Source organism: Pannonibacter phragmitetus DSM 14782 (genome assembly GCF_000382365.1).
GTDB lineage: Bacteria > Pseudomonadota > Alphaproteobacteria > Rhizobiales > Stappiaceae > Pannonibacter > Pannonibacter phragmitetus.
This window is the reverse complement of the sequence record NZ_KB908219.1, coordinates 136,575-161,711: the sequence shown is the minus strand read 5'-3', so window position 1 is coordinate 161,711 and position 25,137 is coordinate 136,575. Positions and strand designations below refer to the sequence as shown.

The window sequence follows — 25,137 nt, the reverse complement described above, 5'->3', positions numbered from 1 at the left end:
CGCGCAAGCAGTTCAAAGCCTTTTATCTTTCACCCTTCGGCCTGTCCAGAAGCGAGGCGGCTGCGGCGCCCGCATTTGCCGCACGCCTCCGCGCCAGAGGACCAGCCACCCCGGACAGGGTCCTCCAGACAGCAGAAGACCCGCGAAACGCGGGCCTTCGACAGTCACTTGCAGATCGGCCGGCTCATTCGTCCGCGTCGCCGCTGTCGCTATCGCTGTCACCGATGGTGATGGCTTCGGCCAGAAGGCCAGCATTCTGACGGATGGCAAGCTCGATCTCGTCGGCAACCGCCGGATTCTCCCGCAGAAACTGCTTGGCGTTCTCGCGGCCCTGACCAAGGCGCTGGCTGTTGTAGGAGAACCAGGCGCCGGACTTCTCGACGATATTCGCCTTGACGCCCAGATCGACGAGTTCCCCCACCTTGGACACGCCTTCGCCGTAGATGATGTCGAACTCGACCTGGCGGAAGGGCGGCGCCAGCTTGTTCTTCACCACCTTGACGCGGGTCTGGTTGCCGACAACCTCTTCCCGGTCCTTGATGGAGCCGATGCGGCGGATGTCGAGACGGACGGAGGCATAGAACTTCAGCGCGTTGCCGCCCGTGGTCGTTTCGGGCGAGCCAAACATGACGCCGATCTTCATGCGGATCTGGTTGATGAAGATCACCATGCAGTTCGACTTGGAGATGGAGGCTGTGAGCTTGCGCAGCGCCTGGCTCATCAGGCGGGCCTGCATGCCCGGCAGGCTGTCGCCCATTTCGCCTTCCAGTTCCGCCTTCGGCGTCAGGGCAGCAACCGAGTCCACCACCAGAATGTCGATGGCGCCGGAGCGCACCAGCGTGTCGGCGATTTCCAGCGCCTGCTCGCCGGCATCCGGCTGGGAGATCAGCAGATCATCCAGATTGACGCCCAGCTTGCGGGCATAGATCGGGTCCAGCGCATGCTCGGCATCAATGAAGGCGCAGATACCGCCAGACTTCTGAGCCTCGGCAATCACGTGCAGGGCCAGCGTGGTCTTGCCCGAGGATTCCGGGCCGTAAATCTCGACGATGCGGCCCTTCGGCAGGCCGCCGATGCCCAGCGCAATATCAAGGCCGAGGGAGCCGGTGGAGACCGTCTGGACCTCGACCACCTGCCCCTGGCCCATGCGCATGATGGAGCCTTTACCGAAGGCCCGTTCAATCTGCGAGAGCGCTGCATCCAGCGCTTTGGTCTTGTCCATCTGGCTGCTCTCTACAAGGCGAAGTGAACTCTGAGACATGTGCGAGGCTCCTTATTCCACGATGGACCCGCTGTTTCAAACTGAGCTTTTGTACCCTCTTTGTTCCAATTTGCCAAGATTTTTTACAAGATTGTTTTTTCACGTTTTTCATCAATGAGTTCCGTGTATGTTCACGCCATTCCGGCACCATGGGTGCACTGAATTTTCACGCCGCCCGGCAAGCAGGCTGGCGGGTTTGGAGAATCGCTGGCATATGGTCTGCGGCAAGGCATGGCCGCCTGCCTTCATAACGGCAAGGGGCCTGCCTTCCTGCCTCAAGGCGGTGAGACGGCCCGGCAAGGAGAGATGTCAATGAGTGGAACCGGACACACGGCAGCTCCGGCAGCGTGCTTCGGGGCCATCCACCTCGACCTGATTGCCCATGCCAGAGAGCCCATCCATAGGGAAACCTCGACCCCTTCCACCATGCGCGGCATGCCCGGCGGCGTTGCCACCAACGTGGCGCGGGGGCTGGCGAAGCTCGGCGTGCCGGTGGCCCTGAGCGGGGCGCTGGGAGACGACGGCGACGGCGCCGCACTGCGCAGCTTTTTGGGGCGCGAACAGCTGAACCTTTATGGCGTGCGCACCCTGCCCTTGCCAACGGGCCGTTACGTGGCCCTGCATGACCCGGATGGCTCCCTGGCCGCCGCTGTGGCCGATACGGATATCACCGAAAGCCTTGATGCGTCGCTCGCACGCGATCTGTCGCCTGCGGCACGGGCAGCCGGCCTCTGGTTCATCGAGGCAAACCTGCCCCAGACCGTGCTCGAAGCGCTGGCACAGGCCTCCGGAAGCAGGCTGCTGGCGGCCGATGCGGTGTCGAATGCCAAGGCAGCACGCATTCGCCCCATCCTGCCGCGGCTTGATATACTCTTCGTCAACCGGGGCGAGGCCGCACGTCTTACCGGGCTCAGCTCCGATGCCCCGCAGGAAGAACTCGGCTCCGCCCTGCGGGCCCTTGGCCCGGGGGCCGTGGTGATCACTGCAGGGGCAAAGCCGCTCTTCTGGTCCAAAGGTGAGGCTCATGGATTCCTGAGCCCGCCTCCCGCCATGGTCCATGACGTGACCGGTGCGGGCGATGCGCTGATGGCCGGAACGCTTGCAGGCATCGCCCGCAACCTGCCACTCTCCGAGAGCCTCGAGAAAGGCCTTGCCGCAGCCGCCATGACGCTTGCCGTCACCGGCGCAGTCGCTGCGGGCCTGAGCTGGGCGGCGCTTGAGGCACTGCCTTCAGCCTCTGCCCCACGTTGAACCTCCGGCACCCGCAGGTCTATAAGAACACCAACCGGCCAGCACGCCCCTGAGGCGTGACCAAAGCCATCCCACCCTTTCAGCGCCGTGCCGCCCCGCAATGGTCCGGCAAAGGCCGCAAGCCTTGAGGAAAGAACCATGCCCACCTCCGCCCCGCTGCCCGCAAGCCTTGCGGATCTTCTCGTCTATTCCGCCGAGGTTCAGGCCGCACGCGCTGCCGGCAAGCCCATCGTGGCGCTGGAATCGACCATCATCACCCACGGCATGCCATTCCCGCAGAATGTGGAGACGGCACGCCAGGTGGAAGCGGACATCCGCGCGGCGGGTGCCGTGCCGGCCACCATCGCCGTGCTCGACGGGCACATCCGCATCGGCCTTGATGCCGCCGGCCTTGACCGGCTGGGGCAGGAAAAGAACGTGATGAAGTGCTCGCGCGCCGATCTGGCCATTGCGGTGGCGACGGGCCGTCCGGGCTCCACCACGGTGGCGGCAACCATGATGGCGGCAGAAGCTGCCGGAATCAGCGTCTTTGCCACGGGCGGCATCGGCGGCGTGCACAAGGGGGCTGAAACCAGCTTCGACATCTCCGCCGATCTGGACGAACTCTCCCGCACGCCGGTTTGCGTTGTCTGCGCCGGGGCCAAGGCCCTGCTCGATATTCCGAAGACGCTGGAAGTGCTGGAGACGCGCGGCGTGCCGGTTATCGCCTATGGCACCGACGAAGTGCCCGCCTTCTGGTCGCGCGAGAGCGGCCTGCCCGCCCCGTACCGCATGGACAGCGCCGGGGAGATCGCCCGCCTGATCGAGGCGCGCAAGCTGTTCGGCGGCCACGGCGGCGTGCTGATCGCCAATCCGGTTCCGGCAGAGAGCGAGATCAGCCGCGGCGAGATGGGCCAGTACATTGACGCGGCCATTGCCGAGGCTGCCCGGCGCGACGTGCGGGGCAAGGCCGTCACGCCCTTCGTGCTGGGCCATATCTTCGAACTGACAAAGGGCCGCAGCCTCGTCACCAACATTGCGCTCGTGCGCAACAATGCCCGCCTTGCTGCCGGGATTGCCGTGGCTCTGACGGCAGCGAAGTAACGAAGCGTCACATGCCCCTGCCCGCCCTGTCGCCTTCATGTGACAGGGCGGGCGGATTATCATGGTACCGCAGGTCTTTGCGTTGACTTGCTGTCATCAGCCTGACCTATTTGCTTGCAACAAGCGGAAGGCCTGCCGGATCCCCCGGCGGGGCGCAGATGCAGGAGGAAGACGATGACCGAGGCACAGAGCAAGAGCCCGCTGCAGTATCTCGACCGGGCCGTCGGCGCTCTCAGGGATCTGGGCCTCATGCCCGAAACGCAAGCCGATGCGCCGATCAACGCGCTTCTGGAGCAAATTTCCGATCTGTCGCCCGACAAGATTGCCGTCATCACCCGCACGCTCGGCCAGGCCTCCGCCTTCAACGAGATCGTCCGCACGCAGATCGCCGCCATGACCATCGGCGAGCGCTACGAGGCAATCACGGAAGCCTTCAACTCGATCCGCGACGACGCCAAGGCCATGGTCGACCAGCTGGCCGACGGCAAGATCTCTATGATGGAAAGCCTTGCCAACAAGTGGCGCGACATGCGCCGCGGCACGATTTCAGACCGCTTCGACGATATCCGCAAGACCTATCTTGAGGTTGCAAAGGACACGAAGGAGCAGATCCAGCGCGAACAGACGATCCTCAACGCCTACCGCGACTATCGCGGCGCGCTGAAGCAGGCTGAGGTTCTGGCGCTGGAAGTGCTCAACACCGCCACCACAAAGCTGAACACGGCCAAAGCCGCGCTGGAAGCAGCGACGGCGGAAGTCACGGCATTTACCGGCGAAGATCCGGCGGCCAAGGCGCGGCTGGAGCTTGCCCGCGACGAGCGCATGCGCGAGATGCAGGACGAGGAAAAGCGCTACCAGGTGGCCAAGGACCTCTCCGACAATCTGACCATCGGCTACAACACCTCCGAAGTGATCATGGTGCGGCTGATGCAGACGACCAATGCCAAGGAGCGGGTCTATGCCCAGTCGGTCAGCTTCTTCTCCACCAATGAATCGGTGCTGACGGCGCTCAACGCGTCCTTCACCGGCCTGCAGGGCCTGCATGAATCGACAGCGACGCTGAATGCCATGAAGGACGGCGTCAACAAGAGCCTCGAGACGCTGGCCGAAATCGGCGATGCCGTGCAGGAGGCCGCGCTGAAAGCCGGTTACGGCCCCACCGTGCAGGCAGCGTCGGTCAAGAAGCTGGTGGACAGCGTGGTCAACTTCCAGGTCAATTCGCGCAATATCATCAACGAGATGCGCGAGATGTCGACGAAAAACTCCGAAGAAATCCGCCTTGCCGTCGAAGATGGCAAGCGCCGTCTGGCAAAGCTTGCTGCCGGTGAGGCCCTGATCAAGGGCTGAGCCCATCCGGGCGGCTTGACAGGCCGGCCGGCGCACACGACTTGATGAACCAGCCCCAGCGGGCCGGAGGATTGGAATGGCCGCAACACAGAAGGCCGCAGGACAGCCGCTCGACGAGCTGATGATGGCGATGGATGTGGTCGACACATTGCGCCATGATGACGCGCTGGTGCAGCGCGAGCTGAGCGGAGTGGACCGGGATGCGCAGTTGATCACCCGTTTGCGGGACATCTATGCCTCACAGGGCATTGACGTGCCCGATCACATCCTGCAGCAGGGTGTTGCCAGCCTTAAGGAAGACCGTTTCGTCTATGTCCCGCCAAAGGCCGGGCTGCAACGGTTGCTGGCCCTGCTTTACATCCGGCGCATGCGCTATGCCCGCGTGGCGGCAATTGCCCTTGCGGCGCTTGTGATTTCCGTGTCCGCTTGGCATTTCCTCGTCACGGCCCCGCGTGAAAGGGCAGCGGAGGCTCTTCAAGCCGAACTGAGCCAGACTTTGCCTCAGGACATTGCGCGGCTGACCACAGCCATCAATGCCGCAGCTCTTGACGATGCGGTCAAGGTGCAGGCCGCAGGGCTTGCGGCTGACGGCGAACGGGCTCTGGCGCGCGGTGATGCGGCCGATGCACGGCTGATTCGCGACCAGCTGGCCGCACTCAACAGCGAGCTGGCAGCCATCTTCACGGTTCGCATCGTCTCCCGTCCCGATGTGCCCACGGGGGTGACACGCATTCCCGATGTAAACCAGTCGGCCGAGAACTATTATCTTGTGGTGGAGGCGATCGGTGCTGATGGCAAGCCTCTGCCACGGCGGATCATCTCGGAGGAAGACGGTAAGGAAAAGACAGTGACCATCTGGGCGCAGCGGGTACCCGTCAGCGTTTTCAATGCGGTACGCGACGACAAGGCGCAAGATGGCATCGTCCAGGATGCCGAACTGGGCGTGAAGCTGCGCGGCAAGCTCGGCATCGAATGGGGCAAGCCGGTGGAACAGGGAGCCATTACCGAATGGTGACACCGGAACGGGGGCGTGAGCCATGCTGAGCGGACGTCAGACACTCTCGGCCATCGAACAGGCCCTTGCGGATCTGCGCCGCGAGGAGACTGAACTTGCCCACCGTATCGAACGGGCAACGCGGGCCATTTCGGCGCTATCGGAGAAGATGAGCGAGGGCTTCCGGGACCTTGCAAAATTCCGCATGGAGACAGAGGAAGCCGAGCATCTTGGCACCGATCTGGAAGGCGCGGCACGGACAGCGCGCCGGTTGCTGGAGCGGCGCAATGCCGATCTGGCACGCCTTGCCGAAGAGGTTCGCCTCAAGGAAAGCCAGCGGGCAGAGCATATGCGCGAGCGTGACAGGCTCTCCGCCGCCCGGTCCTCCATTCTTGAGCAGATCGACGCTCTGGAAGGCTCTCTTGTCCAGGCCCTTGCCGCAGATGAAGCCCACAAGGGACTGAAGACTGCGGCAGAACAGGCCGCCCGCACTGCCGCTGCCGCTTCGGAAAAGGCCCTCCAGGCAGAAGCGGACCGGGAGGAAAAGGGCAACGCCTACGAAAACGACCCGCTGTTCATGTATCTGTGGCAGCGCGGCTTCGGCACCACGGGCTACAGCCACTCAGGTCTGGTGCGTTCGCTCGACCGCTGGGTCGCCGGTCTGGTCCGGTTTGATGCGGCCCGTCCGAACTATGCCATGCTGACCGAGATCCCCCCGCGCCTGACGGCTCATGCGGCCCGCTGCAATGAGCTGGCAGATGAAGCAGCGGACGCGGTTGCAGCGTCCGAACGCCAGACGCTGACACGGCTCGCCGGGCGGGACCTTGAGGGAGAGGCCATCGAGTTGCAGGACGCCCTCCTGCAATTGGACACCCAGCTTGAGGCGCAGGACGCGGAGCTTTCCGCCCTGCAGGCCCGGCTCCAGACCTTCACCGATGGTGAGGACGAAGGCTATCAGGCCGCAGCCGCAGAGCTCGCCAAGGCGCTGCAGCGGGAGGATCTGCACTCGCTTCTGCGCAAGGCCATCGACACCCCCTCGCGCGAGGATGATGCCATCGTGCGCGCCCTGCAGAATGTCGAGGCGCAGATCGAGGATCTGACCCGCGAGATCCGCCAGGACAAGGAATTGCAACGCGACATTTCCCGCCGCCGCGAAGAACTGACCAAGGTGACCCAGCAGTTCCGGCAGAACGGCTATGACGATTACGGTTCCTCGTTCAAGGACGACAACCTGACCACGATCCTGCTGGGCGAGCTCGTCAAGGGCGCCATCAGCGGTGCGGACTACTGGGCCCGCGCCCGCAAGTCACATGTGCGCCAGAATACCGGCAGCCGGAGCAGCAGCTCGTTTGGCGGCGGCTTTTCGGGTCAGGGGCTTGGCGGCGGCAGCTCGCGCGGAAGCGGTGGCTTCAGAACCGGCTCTTCCGGCAGCACCATGGGCAAGGGCGGCGGCTTCCGCACCGGGAAGACGTTCTGAAACAAGTGCATCCGGCATGCCGGAGTATCGGCCCTGATGGACGCGAACTCTGCACGGGTCTCACCTGCGCCCGGCTGCCCAGTCTCATCGGGCGCAGGTCTGAGACAAAAAGACATCAAGCGGCAAATTTCCGCGTGGATTGTGACGTAGCCAGCTTTCAAAGCCTCCTTTCCGATCTATGAGTGACGGAACCAGATGTGTTCTAACTTTGTTAACCGGACTGGTGGCCTGTTTAGGCTTGCCGGAGCCTGAACATGATTACCTTGAGGATCGCAGCCATGCGCCAGATGATCATCGTCCCTGCCCTCGCCGCGGCACTTACGGCCTGCCAGTCGAGCGGCCCCCAGCAGCCTATGCAGACCACACTTGCACCACAGCCGCAGCTGACGGTGCCGCAGGGCGCACAGTCCCTGTCCATCGCCGGCAGCCCGGAGCAGGTGCGCATGGCTTTGATCGCCAGCGCCACCGAGCGCGGCACGCCCGTTGTGCAGGATGAAGCCAACATGGTGGTGATCGAGCGCAAGATGACGGAGGCCAACCCGGCGCTTGACGCCGAATTCGGCCCCTCCGACAACGGCGACCGCCTGATCCGCGTGCGTGTGCGCTTCACCGGCGAGGCCTGCCGCACGCTGGCCGTTCAGGACGTCGCCATCGTCAACAATGCCCGCACCGCCCTTGCCCAGAGTTTCGTGCTGCCCGGCAACCCGAACACCATGCAGAGCCTGCAGGGGCTGAAGACCCGCGTTGAGCGGACCTCCGGCTGCCCGGCCCTGCCCGTCAGCTGACGGCCGGGACGGCACATTCCTTTGCCTCCCGAGGCATGAAATAAAAAAGCGCGCTGCTTCCGCACCGCGCTTTTTTATGTGCCTTGCATTCGCAGCCAGCCAGACGGGACCATGATGCACGGCGTCTCCGCCAGATCATGGCCCCCGCCGCCTCAGCTTGACAGCACGTCCTTCACTGTCGTTGCCAGCTGCTTGAGAGTGAAGGGCTTGGGCAGGAAGAAGAAGGTCTCGCCCTCCGGCAGGTTCTCCTCGAAGGCGTCTTCCGCATAGCCCGAAACGAAGATGATCTTGAGATCGGGCCGTGTCTTGCGCAATTCGCGCAGGAGCGAGGGGCCATCCATTTCCGGCATGACCACATCCGACACCACCAGATCGATGCTGCCGCCGGTTTCCTCCATCACCTCCAGCGCTTCCGTGCCGGACCCTGCCTCGTGGACGGTGTAACCGCGTGAGGCAAGCGCACGGGCAGCGAAGGCGCGCACGGCCTCCTCGTCTTCCACCAGCAGGATCGAGGCCGAGCCGGTGAGGTCCTTCACCTTGTCGCTGTCCTCGATGATCTTCTTCTCGATGACCGGCTGTTCCTTGGGGATGTGCCGCGGGAAGAAGATGCGGAAGACCGTTCCCACGCCCACCTCGGACGAGCAGAAGATATAGCCGCCGGTCTGCTTGACGATGCCATACACAGTGGAGAGGCCAAGACCGGTGCCCTTGCCCACTTCCTTGGTGGAGAAGAAGGGCTCAAAGATCTTTTCCATGATCTCCGGTGTCATGCCGTGTCCGGTGTCTTCCACCTCGATCAGCGTATATTCGCCGGGGGGCATACCGCGCGTGTTGTCGAAGCGGATGGACTCCTGCTCGCCGACATTGGATGTGCGGATGGTCAGGCGGCCGCCATCGGACATGGCATCGCCGGCATTGACTGCGAGGTTGACGATCACCTGCTCCAGCTGGTTCACGTCCGCCATCACCGGCCACAGGTCGCGGCCATGCACCACCTTCAGCTCCACCTTTTCGCCCAGCAGGCGGTCCAGCAGGTTGGCGAGATCCGCCAGCACATCATTGAGCGCCAGCTGCTGCGGGCGCAGGGTCTGGCGGCGCGAGAAGGCCAGCAGCTGGCGGACAAGGCCCGCCGCGCGGTTGGCATTCTGCTTGATGTTCATGATGTCCTGGAAGGACGGATCGGTCGGCCTGTGGCTCGCCAGCAGCAGGTCGGAGAAGCCGATGATGGCGGTGAGCACGTTGTTGAAGTCATGCGCCACGCCGCCCGCCAGCTGGCCGATGGCCTGCATCTTCTGGCTCTGGGCGAACTGGGCCTCCAGCGCCCGCTGCTGCGTTGTCTCCAGCGCGTAGACGATGGCCATCTCGCCATCCCCTTCCCCGTCCTGCACGGCAGAGACATAGAAGGTGGCAGAGCGTCCGTCAGAGGCATTGGCCAGCGGCAGGTCAACCGGCGCGATTTCGCCGATGCCCTTGGCGGCAGCAGAGAGTGCCCGCGACAACTCTTCCCGGCCATGCTCGCCGACGAAATCCTGCATGCGGGTACCGGCGCCGGAAATATCGACCGGACCAAAGAGCCGGAGGAAAGGCGCGTTGGTGCGCAGCACACGCCCCTCCGCATCCAGCGAGGCGATGGCAATCGGCGTGTTGTTGAAGAAGCGCGCAAAGCGCACTTCGGCCGCCCGCAGCGCCTCGGCCACCTCTTCCCCGCGCGAACGGTTGAGCACCAGCGTGCGGCTGTCACCGGCAACACCTTCCGCGCCAAAGGGAACCCGGTGCAGCAGGCGCACAGGCAGGCCCCGGCCATTGCGGGTGACGAGATCCAGATCGAAGGTTTCGCTCTTCACCTCACCGGCAGAGCCGCGCACCGACCGCACCAGTTCAGCACCATCCCCCCGGATGATGTCTGCCAGAAGCACTTCACCGGCCTGGAACTGGGCCAGGTCATAGCCCAGCCAGTCGGCCAGCGTGGCGTTGAGATAGACGATCCGTCCGCGCGCATCACAGGAGAAGAAGCCTGCCGGGGCATGATCAAGGAAATTGATGACGCGCTGCAGTTCCTGGAAGGAGCTTTCCTGATCACTGCGGTCGCGGGTGATGTCGGCCAGCTGCCAGACCATCAGCGGCCGGCCGGAGCCGCCTTCCTTGCGCGGGATCTGCAAGGGCCGCACGGACACCCTATACCAGCGGGCGCCGCTGTCGTCGCCGTCCAATGCTGTCGGAAGCCGCACTTCCTCCTGCGCCTTGCGCCCGTCGCGCATGGCCTGGGACAGGCGGAACATCACATCGGCCGCATCCGGATCGCTGGAGAACACCCGTTCGATGGTGCGCACCTCAGCGGGTGTCTCTGCGCCCGTCAGCACGGCATAGGCCTGGTTCGCGTAGATCAGACGGCCTTCAACGTCGGTGACGACCGCGCCTTCTTCCAATGTGTCGAGAAAGGCTCCGCCCAGCGGGCTGGCACGGCCGCGCGTGGAAAAGCGCAACAGGCCGATGGCCGCCGCGAACAGCGAAAAAACCCCGACCACAGCCAGAATGCCAAGCAGGGCCAGGACATAGGGCTCTGCAGCCTCGCGGCCCATGACCGCAAAGGCCGTGGCCGCGCCCAGAAGGGCCAAGGCCAGAAGCAGCAGCGCGGCAATGCTTCCCGACCGCTCCGCGCGGTCGACAACCGGCTCTGCCATGTGTGAGTCCCTGTCGCTCATTACCACTCTTCTCCCTCCCGCCCTGCGGGATTCGGTCTTTCATGCAGCATTCTGCCCCGCGCAGCTAAATTCAACCGATCTGGTGTCAATTATCGCGCCAGCTCCGGGTTTTCCGCATTCTGTAGACAAAGCCGATGACCTCGGCCGCTGCCTTGAAGTGTTCTTCGGGGATGAACTGATCGATTTCCGTCGCTGCGTAAAGTGCACGCGCCAGCGGCGGGTTCTCAACGATGGGCACCTTGTTCTCTTTCGCAATTTCCCGGATGCGCAAGGCGACTGCGTCAATACCCTTGGCGACAACCTGAGGCGCGCCCATCCCGTCCTCATACTTGAGCGCAACAGAGTAGTGCGTCGGGTTGGTGACAACCACTGTTGCCTGCGGCACGGCGCTCATCATGCGGCGGCGGCTGCGTTCCATGCGCAGCTGGCGGATCTTGCCCTTGACCGCCGGATCACCTTCCGTCTGCTTGTATTCTTCCTTGATCTCCCGGAGGCTCATCTTCTGTTTCTTGAACCATTTGGTCTTCTGCCAAAGGAAATCGCCAGCAGCGACGATGGTCATGACGGCCAGAATAGCGCCGATGAGCTTGAGGGAGAGAATCCGGGTCTCCTCCATCATCATCAGTTCGTCCATGAACATGACGGCTTCCGCCATGTCCCGCTCCGGCCAGAGCACGGCCACCATCAGCACCGAGACGATCGTGATCTTGATAAGGCCCTTGACGAAGTTCATCAGGCTGTCGGCGGAAAACAGCCGCTTGAAGCCGGACATCGGCGAAACCTTGGAGAATTTCGGCTTCAGGGACTCCGCCGAAAAGACCAGCTGGTGCTGCACCATATTGCCGATAACCGCCATGAGCAGCAGCGCCAGCATCGGCAGCGCAACGGCGGCAGCAACTGCGTAGCCGGTGCTGGTCCACAGATCGACAAGCCCTCCGCGGTCTGCCGGGATAGCGTCAGCATGCTCCACATACCATTTCAGCTTGCCGCCGAGATCGCGGACAATTCCGGGCGACAGAAATGCAATGACCATCGCGGTTCCGGCAAGCGTGAACCACGTGCTGACTTCCTGAGATTTTGCGACATCCCCTCGATCCAACGCTTCTTGCAAGCGTTTTTGCGTGGGGTCCTCGGTTTTCTCCGAATCGTCGGTCTCGTCAGACATTGTTTCCCCTGAAGCCTACGCCCCCAGAAACAGGGACGGGATGCCCGGACGTGTTGCATGTGATCAGCCAGCCGGCAGAAGCCGCCGCCGCCAGGCCGGTCTATCCCCCTGTGAACTTGCCGATCGCCTCGGTGAAATGCGCCAGGTACTTGTTCATGATGGCGATCAGAAGCGCGTAAAGAAGCAGGATGCCGATGGCAATGCCAACCGGTGCCGAGATGAAGAAGATCTGCATCTGCGGCATCAGCTTGTTGAGAAGGCCAAGGCCGAAATAGAAGACCAGCCCCACCACAATGAAGGGCGCACTCAAGCGCATGGCGATGGAAAACACCCCGGAGACTGTCTCCTGCGCCATTCGGGCAAAGTCGCCCACCGGCAGCACGACGCCCGGCGGAAACAGGCTGAAGCTGTCATGCAGTGCGGCAATCACCAGATAGTGGGTATCGGTGGTGAAGATCAGCGTGACAGCGAGAATGGACAGGTAGTTGCCGATCAAGGCCCCTTGCTGGCCGGAGTTGGTCACGTCAGACCCAAGCGCGAAGGACAGGCCCGTCTGGTTGGCGATGATGACGCCTGCCGTTGTCAGGGCCGAGGTGATCATGCGCCCGCACAGGCCAACGGCAAAACCGATGATGAACTCCCCCACGAGCATCACCCCGAAACGGCTGATGTTTTCGGTCAGGCCAGCCGGATAGAGCCGGGATGCCATGGGATACAGCAGCAATGTGAGAGACAGGGCCAGCGTCAGGCGCAAGCGCATCGGGATCGAGCGCTCGCTGAACGATGGCAACAGCATCATCAGTGTGCCGAGCCGGGCAAACATGAGCATGAAGATGGCCGCCATTTCGGGCAGGAAAGAGAGCTGGATGGTCACATCCCCCTCCCGTCTAACCCGGACCGGTCATCAGGATCATCTCGGAAATACGCGTCATGAAGGCGTTCAGCGTACTGCCCATGAAGGGAAAGGCGACGATCATCGTCACGAAGATCGCCAGGATCTTCGGAACGAACACCAGCGTCATTTCCTGAATCTGGGTCAGCGCCTGAAACAGCGCGACGACGACGCCCACGAAAAGGCCAACAACCATCACCGGAGCTGCGACCAGCACCAGAGTCCAGATGCCCTCACGGGCAATATCCATGACCTCAGGTCCGGTCATCTGGCTGTCAGCCCCTTGTCCCGCCGCGATCCGGCATCAGATCGACATGCGCATGATTTCCTCGTAGGCCGCAATCACGCGGTCACGCACGGACACCATCGTTTCCAGCGCGACTTCCGTTTCCGCAATGGCCGTTACCACATCAACCACATCTGCCTTGCCCTGGACAAGGCCAAGGGCCATGCCCTCGGACTTCTGCCCGGCATCGGTGACGGAACTGACAGCGTCGCGAACCATGCCGCCGAAATCCGGAGTCTGGGTAAGGGCACCGGCAGCTCCTTCGCCGCCGCCAAGCCCCTGCCCCTGCTGTCCGAGGCGGGCCATCGTCTGATAGGCATTCGCGGCAACGGATGGAATAGCCATGATGGATTATCCTCTGGGTTCAGGTTCGAATGCGCCAGCCGAAGGGTCAGCCGCGCAGGATGTCGATGGTCCGCTGCAGCATGCTGCGGGTTGTTTCGATGACGTTCAGGTTCGCTTCGTAAGAGCGCTGCGCCTCACGCATGTCGACGCTTTCCACCAGCGAATTCACGTTGGGCATGCGCACGTTGCCTTCCGCATCGGCGGCCGGATGGCCGGGCTCGTAGCGGGTCGGAAACTGCGACTGGTCTTCCTGGATCCGGCCCAGGGCGACGACTTCCGCGTCGAGCGCCTTCTCGAAGCGGTTGGTGAACGTCGGGATCTTGCGGCGGTAAGGGTCTTCCTGCGGCGTGCGGCCCGTTGAATCCGCGTTGGCAATGTTCTCCGCGATCACACGGATGCGGCCCGTCTGGGCCTTGAGCCCGGAAGCCGATACGAACAGCGTCTTGGTCAGATCCATGGCACTCTCCTTTGCAAGTGTTCAAAGCCCGCCTCAGGCAGACTTGCCAATGGCTGTCTTGAGAAGCTTCATGCTGCGGCTGTAGAGCGTCGCTGCCGCCTGAAACTCCATCTGGTTCTGCGTGACTTTCATCATCTGCTCTTCGAGAACCACATTGTTGCCATCCGGCGTCGTCTCGAAGGTGCTGGGAGAAATCTGACCGCCTCCGGAGGATGCACGCATCACACCCGAAAGATGCCCAGCCTGGGTTCGCACCGTCTCGAGCCCCGGCTTGGCCAGCTTCAGATCCTCATCGACCTTAAAGGCCTTGAGTTCTCGCGCCCGGTATCCCGGCGTATCCGCGTTGGCGACATTTTCGGCCAGCACGCCCTGCCGGGCCTGATGCCACTGCATTTTGGACTTGATCGCCCGGAACATCGGCAGGTCGGTCAGAGACATGCGAGTCACCATTCGTTAACACTTCGGCAAACACTGCCGCTCAAAGGGTTAACGGAAAGTTAATGGCACGTTAATGATTTTTGCGAAAAGGGCGCGGTTTTCCGTGGAAACTCGTAAACAACCTGATCAAACATGGCCGCAAATACCGAAATCACCCGGCACTTTTTGCCTGCCCCTGTTAATATTTGAGGGGTGCAGCCGATTCGACAGGTCCGAATTGCAGCCTTGTGGCATTTGTCCAGTCAGAATCATGCAGGGAAGAACTGGGCGGCGCAAGCTTCCGCCGCTAAAGTCCCCTGCCATGGATGCTGGACAGGAAAGCCGGCCGGGAGCAGAAGCACCGGCCCAGGAAACTGGTCAGCGACTGGGCCAGCAATTGGGCAGAGCCGGAGTTCAGGGCAGTGGCGGCTGCGCAGGGGGCAGGCTCGCAAGTCTGGCGAGGCGCAAGTGAAGCGCTGTAACGGGCTCGCGTGTAACTGGGATGTATACCTAAGCGCCTGCAGATGCTATTTGCAGCACTGATCTATCACGCAGGCGGGGCAGAGGTCCGCTCCGCAGCTTGAATGCAAGGGAGATCTGGCGCCTGACCCGGCAAGGAGGCGGCCGCCAGTCCGGCGCAGAGTAATGAGGTTGGTATGTACGAGTGGATCGCGGATACTTTCGGCGTCGGAGACGGCATCGCACGGGCGATGTCTTTCATCATTGCGCTGGCCATTGTCTTCGCATTGATCGGCCTGATGGTCCATTTCCTGCGGCAGTTCACCGGCAACCGCATCAACGCGGGCCGCAACCGCCAGCCGCGCATTGCGGTGATGGATGCCATGAACATTGACACCCGCCGCCGCCTGCTGCTCGTGCGCCGTGACAATGTGGAGCATCTGATCCTCGTCGGCGGCCCGACCGATGTGGTGGTCGAGCAGACGATCATCCGCGGCACGCCGGTTGCAACAAACTACCAGCGCCAGATGGCAGCGTATGGAGTGGCGGATTATGACACGGGCGAGATGCCGGTTCCCGCCCCTGCACCCGTTGCGGCTCCTGTTGCAGCCCCGGCAGCAACCCCTGCTGCAGCCATGACGGCATCGCCCGCTGCCTCCTCCTTCGGATCTGCCCCTTCCGCTCCGGCCACCCCGCCATTGCGCGCCCAGGCGCCTGCAGCCGAAAAGCCGCAGACCGCAGCCTCCGGGCCGCAGCGCCTTGCCGCAAATCTTGCGGCCCGTGCAGCTGCCGCTGCAGGCAGCCTTGCGGCCAGCGCGCGTGCGCGCGGACAAAGCGAGCCTCAGCTCGACGCCGCACCGGCACTGCAAGCCTCCGCTCCTTCTGCCCCGCGCCCCCTTGCACCGGCGCCGGCACCTGAAGCGCTGGCGGCCAAGGCCCAGACCTTCCAGTCATCCGCGCCGCACGCCGCCCAGGCGCCCTCCGTACAGCCGGCAAGCAGCGCAGGTCCGGAGCTCAAGCCGGTGACCTCACCGCTCGACACGATCAAGACCCTGCGCGCCCGCGCGGCGGAGGCCATGTCGGGCGGAGCTTCCCCAACTCCTGCACCAGTGGCACCGTCAGTGACGGCACCTGCTGCTCCGGCCAGCCCGGCCCTGCGGGCTTCCGAACCTGCCATGCGCGCACCGGAGGTCACTGCTCCTGCGGTCAGAGCCGCAACCCAGACGCCAGTTCAGGCTCCAGTTCAGCCCGCTGGACAAACCGCTCCGGGGACGCCTGCAGCTGCCGAAACGGTTCAGTCGGCCGCCTCGGCCCTTACCCAGAAAGCTGGTGCCTCGGTTGCTGCAGCAGGCGCTGCCGTTGCAGGTCTTGCACGTACCTTTGCCCGGCCCGCACCGGCAGATGTTCAGGCTCCGGCACCCGAGCCCGAGCCGCGCCGTCAGGTCACCCCGCCGTCTTCAGGCCCGGCAGCGCGTGCGCGCACTGCGTTCCAGAATCCTCTGACTGCCGGCCAGACCCCGGCGCAGGGTGAGGCACCGGCGGCAGACGCCGTCCGGGCGCAGCCTGCAGCTCAAAACACCACTGCATCTGCAGGCACATCACCCGCTGCCCCGGCAGCTTCGGCCGAAGTTCGCAGCCTCGCAGAGCGCAGCGGCGAAGGCCTGGGTTCCCTGGCCACCAATCCGTATCTCCGGCTGGATCCAGCCCGTGCGGCAAGCTACCGCGGCAACTCAGGCGCGCCCGGCGGCTCACAGACGGCAGTACAGGCGAACACGACAGACGCAGGCCCGGCACCGGCCGGCACCTCCACTGACGCACCTGCAGCCGCCGAAACGCAGAGCGAAGCAGCAACAGAGGTTGCACCGGTACAGGCATCGGCAAAGACCGCAAGCCCCGCAGCTCCGCAGGACGATACGGCGCAGACGCCCCGGCAGACCGAAAGCTCTGCAAGCCCTGCCCAGGCAGACGACAGGAGCGGCGGCACCACGGAGGCTGCAGCAGACGAAGAGGACCTGTTCGCCCCGCTCGCCCCTGCACGTCCCTCTGCAGAACCGGCAAAGGCAGCACAGGGTGACATGACAGACGACCTGTTGGCCGATGCTCTGGCAGATGTTCTCGACGGTCATCTGCAGAGCAAATCCCCGGCTTCCGCACCGGCTGCAGCCCAAGCTCCGGTTCAGGCTCCAGTTGAGGTTCCAGTTCAGGCCGCAGCACAAGAGGCAGAAGCTCCCAACGCCCCCGCACCGGAACCTGACGCATCTCAGGACAGCGAGGCAGAGCAGCCGGGCGCGGCACCGGAGATCAAGGTCCAGTCCGTCCGCGACAATCCCGGCGTGACAGCCATTGAAGAAGAGATGGCCCGACTCCTGTCTGAAATCGGCACGCAAGAGCGCAAATGAGCGGTCGCAAGGGCGCAACCAGATCCGCCAGATATGTGCGCCTGACAGCATTCGCTCTGGCCGGGGCAGCAGCAGTGATGCTTGCCGTTCCGGCACTGGCGCAGGACATAACCATCGGCTTCGGCGAGGGCACGGGCGTCACACAGCGCGCCCTGCAGCTTGTCGCGCTGATGACGGTCCTCAGCCTGGCACCTTCGATCCTCGTCATGGTGACCAGCTTCACCCGCATTGTCGTGGTTCTGTCGCTGCTGCGTTCGGCCATCGGCCTGCAGACCGCACCACCCAATACGGTGATGGTGTCGCTTGCCCTCTTCCTCACGGCCTTCATCATGGCACCCGTCCTGCAGACGGCCTATAATGAGGGCATCCAGCCGCTGGTGGAAGGTACCATTGAGTTCGATCAGGCGTTTGAACGGGCCTCAGAACCTTTTCATGGCTTCATGCTGACCCAGGTGCGGGAAAAGGATCTCGCCCTGTTTCAGGAGCTCTCCGGTCAGGCCCCGCCGGAAACCCCGCAGGACCTGAGCTTTCAGGTCCTGATCCCCGCCTTCATGATCAGCGAGTTGCGCCGCGCCTTCGAGATCGGCTTCCTGCTCTATCTGCCCTTCCTGATCATCGACCTGGTGATCGCCTCCATCCTCATGTCCATGGGCATGATGATGCTGCCGCCAGTGGTCATCTCCCTGCCCTTCAAGCTGATTTTCTTCGTGCTTGTGGATGGCTGGTATCTCGTGGCCGGAAGTCTGGTCAGAAGCTTTGGCGCCGCCGGTTAGCGGCGCAAAAAGATATACAGGTCAAAGGACTAGAACATTTTCCGGAATCAATCCCGGCAGTTCTTGAATCAATCTCTCCAGCAGCTGAATCAGTTTCTGCGGAAGCTTCAGCAGAGGTTCAAGCCGCTGCTGCCCCTATGCGGCTGGAGCCACTGCCCCTGGTGCCGGATACGGGCTCAGCCATTGGCCGGCATGGCATTGGCCAATGAGCTGCTGCCACTGTCGGCTGAAGGCGACATGTACTGGCGCCGGTATTCCTGAAGGAAAGTGTCGAGTGTATCCGTTGCAGCGATGCCCTTGACCACATCGAGAAACTCGACGCCCTGCGCCGCGATAGGCCGGGTCACCACCTCGAACGACGCAGACTGAGGACTGTCCGCCATCTTCTTCGCATATTTGGTCCGCAGGCGGTCAAGGCTGAGCTGGTCGCCGGCGAGCGAGTAGCCGATCGCTGCCTTCAGAATGTCGTCCCGCTCGATCTGCTCCAGGGGAATGTTGTCTGACCAGCGCGAGCCATACATGGCCTCCAACTGCTCACCGGCCTCACGCCAGCTCTGCGCTTTCCAGAAGGTATCGGCGCGCAACCGGTCCACATCGGCGCCGCGCATGTTGCGCACCAGTTCCAGCGCCAGATCCGGACGCCCGCTCTCGGTCATGGCGCGCGCTTCGATGATGTTGCGCTGACGCTCCAGGGACGAAGGCAGGTTTGCCTGACGGGTGCGGTTGAGCACCGCAAGCGCACGCTCCGGCTTGCGGTCCATCAGATAGATGGCTCCAAGGTCAGCCGCAATCTGGGCGCGGGCAGCGCCCTTCAGGCGGTTGTCCACCTGATGCTGCAACAGACCGGCAGCCTGATCCAGAAGGTCCACCTCAACCAGCCGCTTGGCGAGCTTGCGGACCATTTCGTCCCCCTGCCGCCCCACCGGCATCAGTTCGCGGAAGTCGTAGAACAGCGCCAGAGACTTCACCGCCGGCATTTCTTCCGCCTTGCCATGCAGGAAGAGGCTGGCAAAGAGTGCAGACATCTCCTCCTGCAGCAGGCGTGTCGTCTCCGAGTCCGGCTGTGCCTGAAGCGCAGATTTCATCGCTTCGAAGGCCTCGCGGTAATTGCCCTTCTCCGCATGAAGCTGGGCAAGCAGCCGCAGCGTCTTCAGTTCCGTTTCATCGCCGCGCCAGGCGGCGGCAAGGCCGCCGAGCTCGTTGATCGCATTGTCGATCCCGATTTCCCCGTCCCGGTAGCGGATACGCAGCGCCCGGTATTGCGCCTCGGCCGCGCGCGGCCGGTCAAAACTGCGGGCGACGAGATCAAAGGCTGTCAGAGCCTCCAGCGAGCGGCCCGACGCATCGGCAACGCGGCCACGCAGAAGGTCATAGCGGGTCGCCTGCTGCGGGGTGATGAGCGCGGGTTCGATCTCGGCAAGAATGACATTGGCCATGCCGAAATCATTCAGCTCCACCATGGCCTGCGCGGCCGCCAGATTGAACTCGGCCTGAATGTTGACCGGGTAGTTGCCGATGACAGAACGGCCACGACCAAGTGCGGCGCGCGCCGGAGCCCACTGGCCAAGGGCGACTTCGACAATGGTCTGCCAGACAGCCGCATCCGGATTGTTCTTGAGATCATGACGGCTCAGAAAGGGCAAAGCCTCCCGCGGCCGGCCGGCAAGCGTCTGCGCGGCGCCCATCATGAGATTGAACATTGGGTCCTGCGCCAGGGCCGGCTCCTCTTCCAGCGCCAGTTCCATCAGACCAAGGGATTCATGAGGGAACACGTGAGCCAGATAGAACCGGGCCAAATCGAGCCTCGGCCCCTGCCGCCGCCCTTCCGGAGCAGCTGCCATGGCCGCTTCAAGCTCGCTGCGGCGGCGGATGAAATCTTCCGGCGCAGAGGTCGTCAGGTTGGAGAACTCAATGGAGGCTACATTGTCAGCCGCGACGATGGAGTTAAAGGAGCCGGACCCCTGCCGCAGGTGGCTGCTGGAAAGCGTCAGGCCATCAGTCTTCTCGAGGATGACATCATCCCCCACCAGTTGCACGCGGACACCGTCCGACTTGGGCACAATCGCAACGCCATGCGCCGAGGACAGGGCATCCAGATCGACAAACCCCTGCGGCTTGAGCAGGCCACGCGCAGGGCCAAAGCCGGTCACTGCGTGGATTTCGTCTCCCACGTCCGGATCAATAAACTTGCGGACATAACGCGGGTTCTGGAAGGACACCCGCAGCACCGACCCTCCGTCCAGCCGCACGGTACGCTCCAGCAGCAGCGGGCGCGAGGGTTCGACGATCATGTCACCGATGACAAGATTCCACGCGTTGCCATCAGCACCGAGGGTGGCCAGCGTCGCAGAGCTGACGTTCACCCGCAGCACCGAAAAATCACCGTAACTCTGGATATCGACCGCACTGGCGATATCGCCGAGAGCAGAACGCATGCCGCGCACGTCAATCGCCGAGCTGGTGTCGAACACCATCCAGACGCTGTTGTTCCGCCGGAACAGGGCGGTCGAAACCTGCTCCCGGAAAGGAAACACAACACGCACGGAATTGCCGATGCGCCGGGCTTCGGCTGCTACGAAGTTCAGGGTCGCTTCCGCCGCATCAGGCGGAAGGCTTTCGGGAGAACGGGCCGGTCCGCCGAAGATGCTGGGCGGAATTGCCTGCGCCTGTTCGCCCGCAGCATCATTGCCGCCAGTGGCCCGCCAGGGTTCATTGGCCTGCGGCCGGGCCGCGCCGGTCACATCAATGACTGCTGGCAGATCAGCCGGCACAGGATCCTGGGCAGCAGGCGCCGCTGAGCTCCTTGCAGGCTGTGGCATGGGATCAAGCGGCACCACATCAATCAGACGGTCACCTGCATCCTGAGCAGGCCCAGCTGCGACGGGAGCCGTTTGCGGAACATCCCCTGTGGCATGTGGGGCGGCGGGTGCCGCCTGCTGGGCAGGCGGAACAAATGCGACCGAAGCCACCGTCTCCGGCTCTCCGGCCAGTGGCGGAATGACGACCGGCTGGCTGAGCTGCGCAACGTCTGTCACAGGCCCCTGCAAAGCCAGCTCCGTTGCGGGCCCTGGTTTTGCCCTCGGCAGAGGAAAAGCAGGCTCTCCGGCTGCAGGCTCCGCGAGAGCCACGTCAACCTGAGCCTCAACGGTTTCAGTTGCCGGCGCCGGATTACTCTGCGCAACCGGCGTTTCGGGTACAACACGCGGGCCGATGGCTCCCGGCCTCGGGCGGCTGACACCACCGCCCTCGACCCCGTCGAAAACAGGATCCCGGCCCGGCTGCGTGCCGCCGGAGGCAGGGGCACCTTCAGGCTGGCGGGGCGTATAATCCCGGTTCCCCGGCGCGATGATCATGCCGGATGCTCCGGAAGGCTCCCCGGCACCCATGGCATCGTTTATGGCTGCGTTGGCCGGATCCGCCGGCACCTTCGCCTCTTGCGGACTGATATCGATCACATAGGTTTGCTCTTCACGAAAAGCCCGGATATCGACGCCCGGCTCAAGGCGCATCAGAAACTTGAGTTTGCCCTCATCAATGAAGGCCGTCGCATCGACGACGCCGCGCGGCAGACGGGCACGCAGATCCCCCACATCCAGCTGCGCGGGATGATTGAAGGTGATGCGAACGATATCGTCCTCGCGCACGAAGGCCGTATCAAACTGGATGGACCAGTCGAAGACGAGACGTGTGAAGGTCGGGTGATCCCCGACATGGAGCGTGACCTTGGGCCCCTCCTGCGCCTTCAGACGCGCCTGTTCAAGCGCGCGCACCTGGCGCATGGCCTCTTCGGCGCGCCGGGCAAGCTCGCGCACCACTTCATCCGGCAACCCCGGGGGCAGGCCCTGCCAGTTGGACGGCAGAATGTCGATGAAGAGCTTTTCGCCCGCCTCAAGCGTATTGATCCGGAACTTGTCCTTGAGGGCAAAGCGGATGGCGCTGCCGTCCGGATCGCGGCGGGCGATGGCAACATAGTCGCTCAGCTGCAGCGGGACATCATCGACGCTGATCTGGATCGGCGCCTCAAAGGCAACACGCAGCACATTGTTGGTGACGGCAGCATCATAGTGCGGCAGCAGGGTCCTGTCCTTGAAGGTCAGGATCATGCGGCCATAGCCCTCTTCGGCCCGCGCTTCCATGTCCACGGCTTCTGCCGTCTGGCCATGGGCCTGGGTCAAGGGCATCAGCGGCAAGGACACGGCAAGCAAAACGGCAAGGCTGCGGCACAGAACGGCCGCTCCCGGAATAGTCCGGGACGCTGCGTGGACCCTGGCTGAGGCCCACTGGCGTGCATGCCTCACAACGTTCAACAAGGTCAGGGTTATCCTCTGGAACAAGCTCCGGTCTGACTCTAGGGGAGCGGCCTTAACGCCCTGTTACGCCACATCCCGAAACTTGCCGCTTTCCCTCAGTTTGAGCCAATCTTCGGAAGCGCAGCCGGGGCCTGGACAGACGCACCCTGCGGCTGGTTCGGCTCCCCTCCCGCGATGGCAACGGTCAGCTTTTCCGCCGCCTCGGGGGACATGCGCGCAAGGATGTCAGCCATCTTTCTCGGCTTCATCTGACGCACGACCTTGAGCAGCACGTCGAGTTCAAGACGGTCGAAGATGCGCGCTGCATCCTTGGGTTTCATGTTTTCATACATGACCACAAGTGCAGCGATCTCACCCTCTTCCTGCCTCTTCTTTTCCTCGACACCTTGCTGGATCTGCTGCTCGAGCGACTTCAGTTCATCAACCCGCTTTTGCAAGCGCTCCTCGGTCGCCTGCAGCAGCTTTTCACGCAGATCAAGCTGACCTTCCTGATCCTGCAAGGCTCTGCGCCGCTCCCCCAGGCTCTCCAGAACGGCACGCTCCGCGCTCGACCCGCCGATTTCCAGAGCATCGGGAACAGGCGGCATTGCGTCAGCAGACCCTTCCGCAGGAGCTTGAGTTCCCTCTGCAGCCGGGGCTGGCTCTCCTGTCCCGCCTGCCGGCGGGGCAGCAGGTTCGCCGGCAGCCGGCTGCTGGGCCTGCGCCCGTGCTTCCATGACCGGTCCCACGGCCGTGTGCCCACCGAGCACAAGGCCGAGCAGCTTCAGCGCCAGAAGGGCGCTGGCAGCAATGCCGACAACTGGAAGCAGGCGAAGGTTCAAGCAGCGGCCTCCCCTGACTTCTTGCGGAAGCGCTCGAGCCGTGCCGTTGCTTCGGCAGCGGCGGCGCGGATGTCACGCGCACTCACGGAAGGGGCTGCGGCGGGTGCAGGCTGAGCTGCCGGAGCATAGGCCTGAGCCGGCTGGCGGTAAGGCGCAGCGTAAGACGATGGAGCGGCGGGGCGCGGCGCAGGCTGGGGCGCCACATAACCTTGCTGCGCCTGCTGATAGGACGGGGCTGCGGCCTGCTGCGCGGCAGCAAGACGGCGGGCTTCCGCCTCGGCCTGCGCCTGTGCCTGCGCACGCTGGCGTGCTTCTTCCTCGGCAGCGCGTCTTGCGTCTTCCGCCGTATGCGCGGTCCTTGCAGCTTCGGCAATCTGGCTGATGCGCGTCAGAACGGCTTCGCCTTCACCCAGTTGTCCGGCCAGAAGCTTGGACAGATGCTCAGCCTGTGTCAGACGGGTTCCGAGTGTCTTGTCCGCATCATTTGCAGTGGCTTTCAGGCCGAGAATGGCGCGCTCGGCAATCTCGGTGGCTGTAATCAGCTCCGAAATCGTCGCACGCAGCGTCTCTTCATCGGCACGCAGACGCTGCAACCGGCGGTTCAGGATCCAGCAATAGCCGATGGTGACCAGGAGAAGGACAGCCACCAGAGCCTCGATCAACATTCCAAGCGGCAGGGACGTCATGACGTTTCCATTTCCTTCTGCATGGCCCGTTCAAATGCGGCCAGAGTCATCTTCGGCTTGCGCAATCCGCGGGTGACACGAATCGCGATCGAATCCTCGACCTTGCCGAGTGTACCCTCACTGAGCTCCACGTTGCCGCACTTGATTGTCACCGGATCATCAGGTTCCACGTCAAAAATCAGTGTCTGACCCACATCGAGGCTCAGGACGCGGCTGAGCGGCAGGAAGGTCTCGTAGAGAACCGCATCCACCTCCACCATGGCAGCGTGAATCTCGCTCGCAAGATGCCCTTCCCAGATCGGGTCACGGCCGAATTTTTCACCCATGAACATCTGCAGCAGCAGGTCACGGATAGGCTCCAGCGTGGCATAGGGCATCATGATCTCGATGGTGCCGCCACGGTCCTCCATGTCGATGCGCAGCTCGACAAGAATGGCCGCATTGGCCGGGCGCGAGATCGCCGCAAAACGCGGATTGGTTTCCATGCGCTCCAGGCTGAAATGCACCGGGGAAAGCGGCGCAAAAGCCTGCTCCGCATCCGCCAGGATGATTTCCAGCATGCGCCGGACAAGGTTGGTTTCGATGGTCGTATAGGGCCGGCCTTCGACGCGGATACCGGTCGTGCCGCGCCCGCCGCCCAGCAGCACGTCGATGATCGAATAGATCAGGCTCGATTCCACCGTGACAAGTCCGAAGCCGTCCCATTCCTCGGCCTTGAACACGCCAAGAATCGCCGGAAGGGGAATGGAGTTCAGATAGTCACCGAAGCGGACGGAGCTGATCGAATCCAGAGACACTTCCACGTTGTCGGACGTGAAATTGCGCAAGGACGTCGTGGTCAGGCGGACAAGCCGGTCGAACACGATTTCCAGCATCGGCAGGCGTTCATAGGACACCATGGCCGAGTTGATCAGCGCACGGATGCCGCTCTGATCGCGCGAGATCGTGTCCTCGATATTGAAACCGAGGAGGTTGTCGATTTCTTCCTGGTTCAGGACGCGGTCGGCACCGCGCGAGGCGTTCTCAAGCTCCGGCTCGCTGTCATCAATCATCGCCGCCCACTGGGCCGCCATGTCGTCCGCGTTGCCGACGCCCTGTTCTTCCAGAGCCGCGCCCCAGGCAGCGGCCAGATCATCGTCGTCGTCGCCAGCCCCCTGCTCGGCGAGCGCGGCACCCCAGGCATCAGCCAGGTCGGCATCACTCAGATCGTCGTCGTCAGCCATGTAT

The 25,137-nt window shown here is 63.3% G+C and carries 20 protein-coding genes; 8 read left to right on the top strand and 12 right to left on the bottom strand.

Annotated features, from left to right (window positions below; translation table 11 throughout):
- Window positions 1–184: 184 nt before the first annotated feature.
- Window positions 185–1,261, bottom strand: a complete 1,077-nt coding sequence (gene recA, locus H163_RS0110720; RefSeq protein ID WP_026355714.1) for a recombinase RecA — start codon at window positions 1,259–1,261, stop codon at window positions 185–187.
- Window positions 1,262–1,573: 312 nt separating this feature from the next.
- On the opposite strand from recA, the gene H163_RS0110715 reads away from it, so the two are divergent.
- From H163_RS0110715 to H163_RS0110690, 6 genes are all read left to right on the top strand, one after another.
- Window positions 1,574–2,512, top strand: a complete 939-nt coding sequence (locus tag H163_RS0110715; protein WP_051105366.1) for a PfkB family carbohydrate kinase — start codon at window positions 1,574–1,576, stop codon at window positions 2,510–2,512.
- A 138-nt stretch (window positions 2,513–2,650) separates the two neighbouring features.
- Entirely contained in the window at window positions 2,651–3,595 is a 945-nt protein-coding gene (locus tag H163_RS0110710; protein ID WP_081626005.1) for a pseudouridine-5'-phosphate glycosidase, read from the top strand.
- Between the two features lie 174 nt (window positions 3,596–3,769).
- Entirely contained in the window at window positions 3,770–4,942 is a 1,173-nt protein-coding gene (locus tag H163_RS0110705) for a hypothetical protein (protein WP_019964578.1), read from the top strand.
- Between the two features lie 76 nt (window positions 4,943–5,018).
- Window positions 5,019–5,957: a DUF6384 family protein gene (locus H163_RS0110700; protein ID WP_019964577.1), complete on the top strand. Its 939-nt coding sequence runs from the start codon at window positions 5,019–5,021 to the stop codon at window positions 5,955–5,957.
- A 22-nt stretch (window positions 5,958–5,979) separates the two neighbouring features.
- Window positions 5,980–7,413 carry a coiled-coil domain-containing protein gene (locus H163_RS0110695; RefSeq protein ID WP_019964576.1) on the top strand — a complete coding sequence of 478 codons (1,434 nt, stop codon included), beginning with the start codon at window positions 5,980–5,982 and terminating at the stop codon, window positions 7,411–7,413.
- Between the two features lie 254 nt (window positions 7,414–7,667).
- On the top strand, window positions 7,668–8,198 hold the full coding sequence (locus H163_RS0110690) for a hypothetical protein (protein WP_208975375.1): 531 nt from the start codon (window positions 7,668–7,670) through the stop codon (window positions 8,196–8,198).
- Between the two features lie 152 nt (window positions 8,199–8,350).
- On the opposite strand, the gene cckA is transcribed toward H163_RS0110690, so the two are convergent.
- From cckA to flgB, 7 genes are all read right to left on the bottom strand, one after another.
- Window positions 8,351–10,900, bottom strand: coding sequence for a cell cycle histidine kinase CckA (gene cckA / locus H163_RS0110685; protein ID WP_026355712.1), 2,550 nt, complete (start codon window positions 10,898–10,900; stop codon window positions 8,351–8,353).
- An 85-nt stretch (window positions 10,901–10,985) separates the two neighbouring features.
- Window positions 10,986–12,065: a flagellar biosynthesis protein FlhB gene (flhB, locus tag H163_RS0110680; protein WP_026355711.1), complete on the bottom strand. Its 1,080-nt coding sequence runs from the start codon at window positions 12,063–12,065 to the stop codon at window positions 10,986–10,988.
- A gap of 100 nt (window positions 12,066–12,165) precedes the next feature.
- Entirely contained in the window at window positions 12,166–12,939 is a 774-nt protein-coding gene (gene fliR / locus H163_RS0110675; protein ID WP_019964572.1) for a flagellar biosynthetic protein FliR, read from the bottom strand.
- A 13-nt stretch (window positions 12,940–12,952) separates the two neighbouring features.
- Window positions 12,953–13,225, bottom strand: a complete 273-nt coding sequence (fliQ, locus tag H163_RS0110670; protein WP_019964571.1) for a flagellar biosynthesis protein FliQ — start codon at window positions 13,223–13,225, stop codon at window positions 12,953–12,955.
- A 36-nt stretch (window positions 13,226–13,261) separates the two neighbouring features.
- Complete coding sequence (gene fliE / locus H163_RS0110665) at window positions 13,262–13,588, bottom strand: flagellar hook-basal body complex protein FliE (RefSeq protein ID WP_019964570.1); 327 nt, start codon at window positions 13,586–13,588, stop codon at window positions 13,262–13,264.
- Between the two features lie 46 nt (window positions 13,589–13,634).
- The gene (gene flgC, locus H163_RS0110660; protein WP_019964569.1) at window positions 13,635–14,045 is read right to left on the bottom strand and encodes a flagellar basal body rod protein FlgC; all 411 of its coding nucleotides are present in this window, start codon (window positions 14,043–14,045) and stop codon (window positions 13,635–13,637) included.
- A gap of 33 nt (window positions 14,046–14,078) precedes the next feature.
- Window positions 14,079–14,483 (bottom strand): flagellar basal body rod protein FlgB, encoded by a 405-nt coding sequence (gene flgB / locus H163_RS0110655; protein WP_019964568.1) that lies wholly within the window; start codon window positions 14,481–14,483, stop codon window positions 14,079–14,081.
- A gap of 635 nt (window positions 14,484–15,118) precedes the next feature.
- Here flgB and H163_RS0110645 point away from each other — a divergent pair.
- Both H163_RS0110645 and fliP read left to right on the top strand, forming a co-directional pair.
- Complete coding sequence (locus H163_RS0110645) at window positions 15,119–17,320, top strand: flagellar biosynthetic protein FliO (protein ID WP_026355710.1); 2,202 nt, start codon at window positions 15,119–15,121, stop codon at window positions 17,318–17,320.
- On the top strand, window positions 17,317–18,093 hold the full coding sequence (fliP, locus tag H163_RS0110640) for a flagellar type III secretion system pore protein FliP (protein ID WP_019964566.1): 777 nt from the start codon (window positions 17,317–17,319) through the stop codon (window positions 18,091–18,093). The genes H163_RS0110645 and fliP overlap by 4 nt, the downstream gene beginning before the upstream one ends.
- 176 nt (window positions 18,094–18,269) lie before the next feature.
- On the opposite strand, the gene H163_RS0110635 is transcribed toward fliP, so the two are convergent.
- The 4 genes from H163_RS0110635 to fliM all read right to left on the bottom strand — a co-directional run bounded on the left by H163_RS0110635 (window position 18,270) and on the right by fliM (window position 25,133).
- Window positions 18,270–22,274: a tetratricopeptide repeat protein gene (locus H163_RS0110635; RefSeq protein ID WP_051105370.1), complete on the bottom strand. Its 4,005-nt coding sequence runs from the start codon at window positions 22,272–22,274 to the stop codon at window positions 18,270–18,272.
- A 224-nt stretch (window positions 22,275–22,498) separates the two neighbouring features.
- Window positions 22,499–23,224: a MotE family protein gene (locus H163_RS0110630; RefSeq protein ID WP_019964564.1), complete on the bottom strand. Its 726-nt coding sequence runs from the start codon at window positions 23,222–23,224 to the stop codon at window positions 22,499–22,501.
- Window positions 23,221–23,910, bottom strand: coding sequence for a DUF6468 domain-containing protein (locus tag H163_RS24790; protein ID WP_019964563.1), 690 nt, complete (start codon window positions 23,908–23,910; stop codon window positions 23,221–23,223). The genes H163_RS0110630 and H163_RS24790 overlap by 4 nt, the downstream gene beginning before the upstream one ends.
- The gene (fliM, locus tag H163_RS0110620) at window positions 23,907–25,133 is read right to left on the bottom strand and encodes a flagellar motor switch protein FliM (protein ID WP_019964562.1); all 1,227 of its coding nucleotides are present in this window, start codon (window positions 25,131–25,133) and stop codon (window positions 23,907–23,909) included. Before fliM ends, H163_RS24790 begins: the two co-directional genes overlap by 4 nt.
- Between the last annotated feature and the right edge of the window lie 4 nt (window positions 25,134–25,137).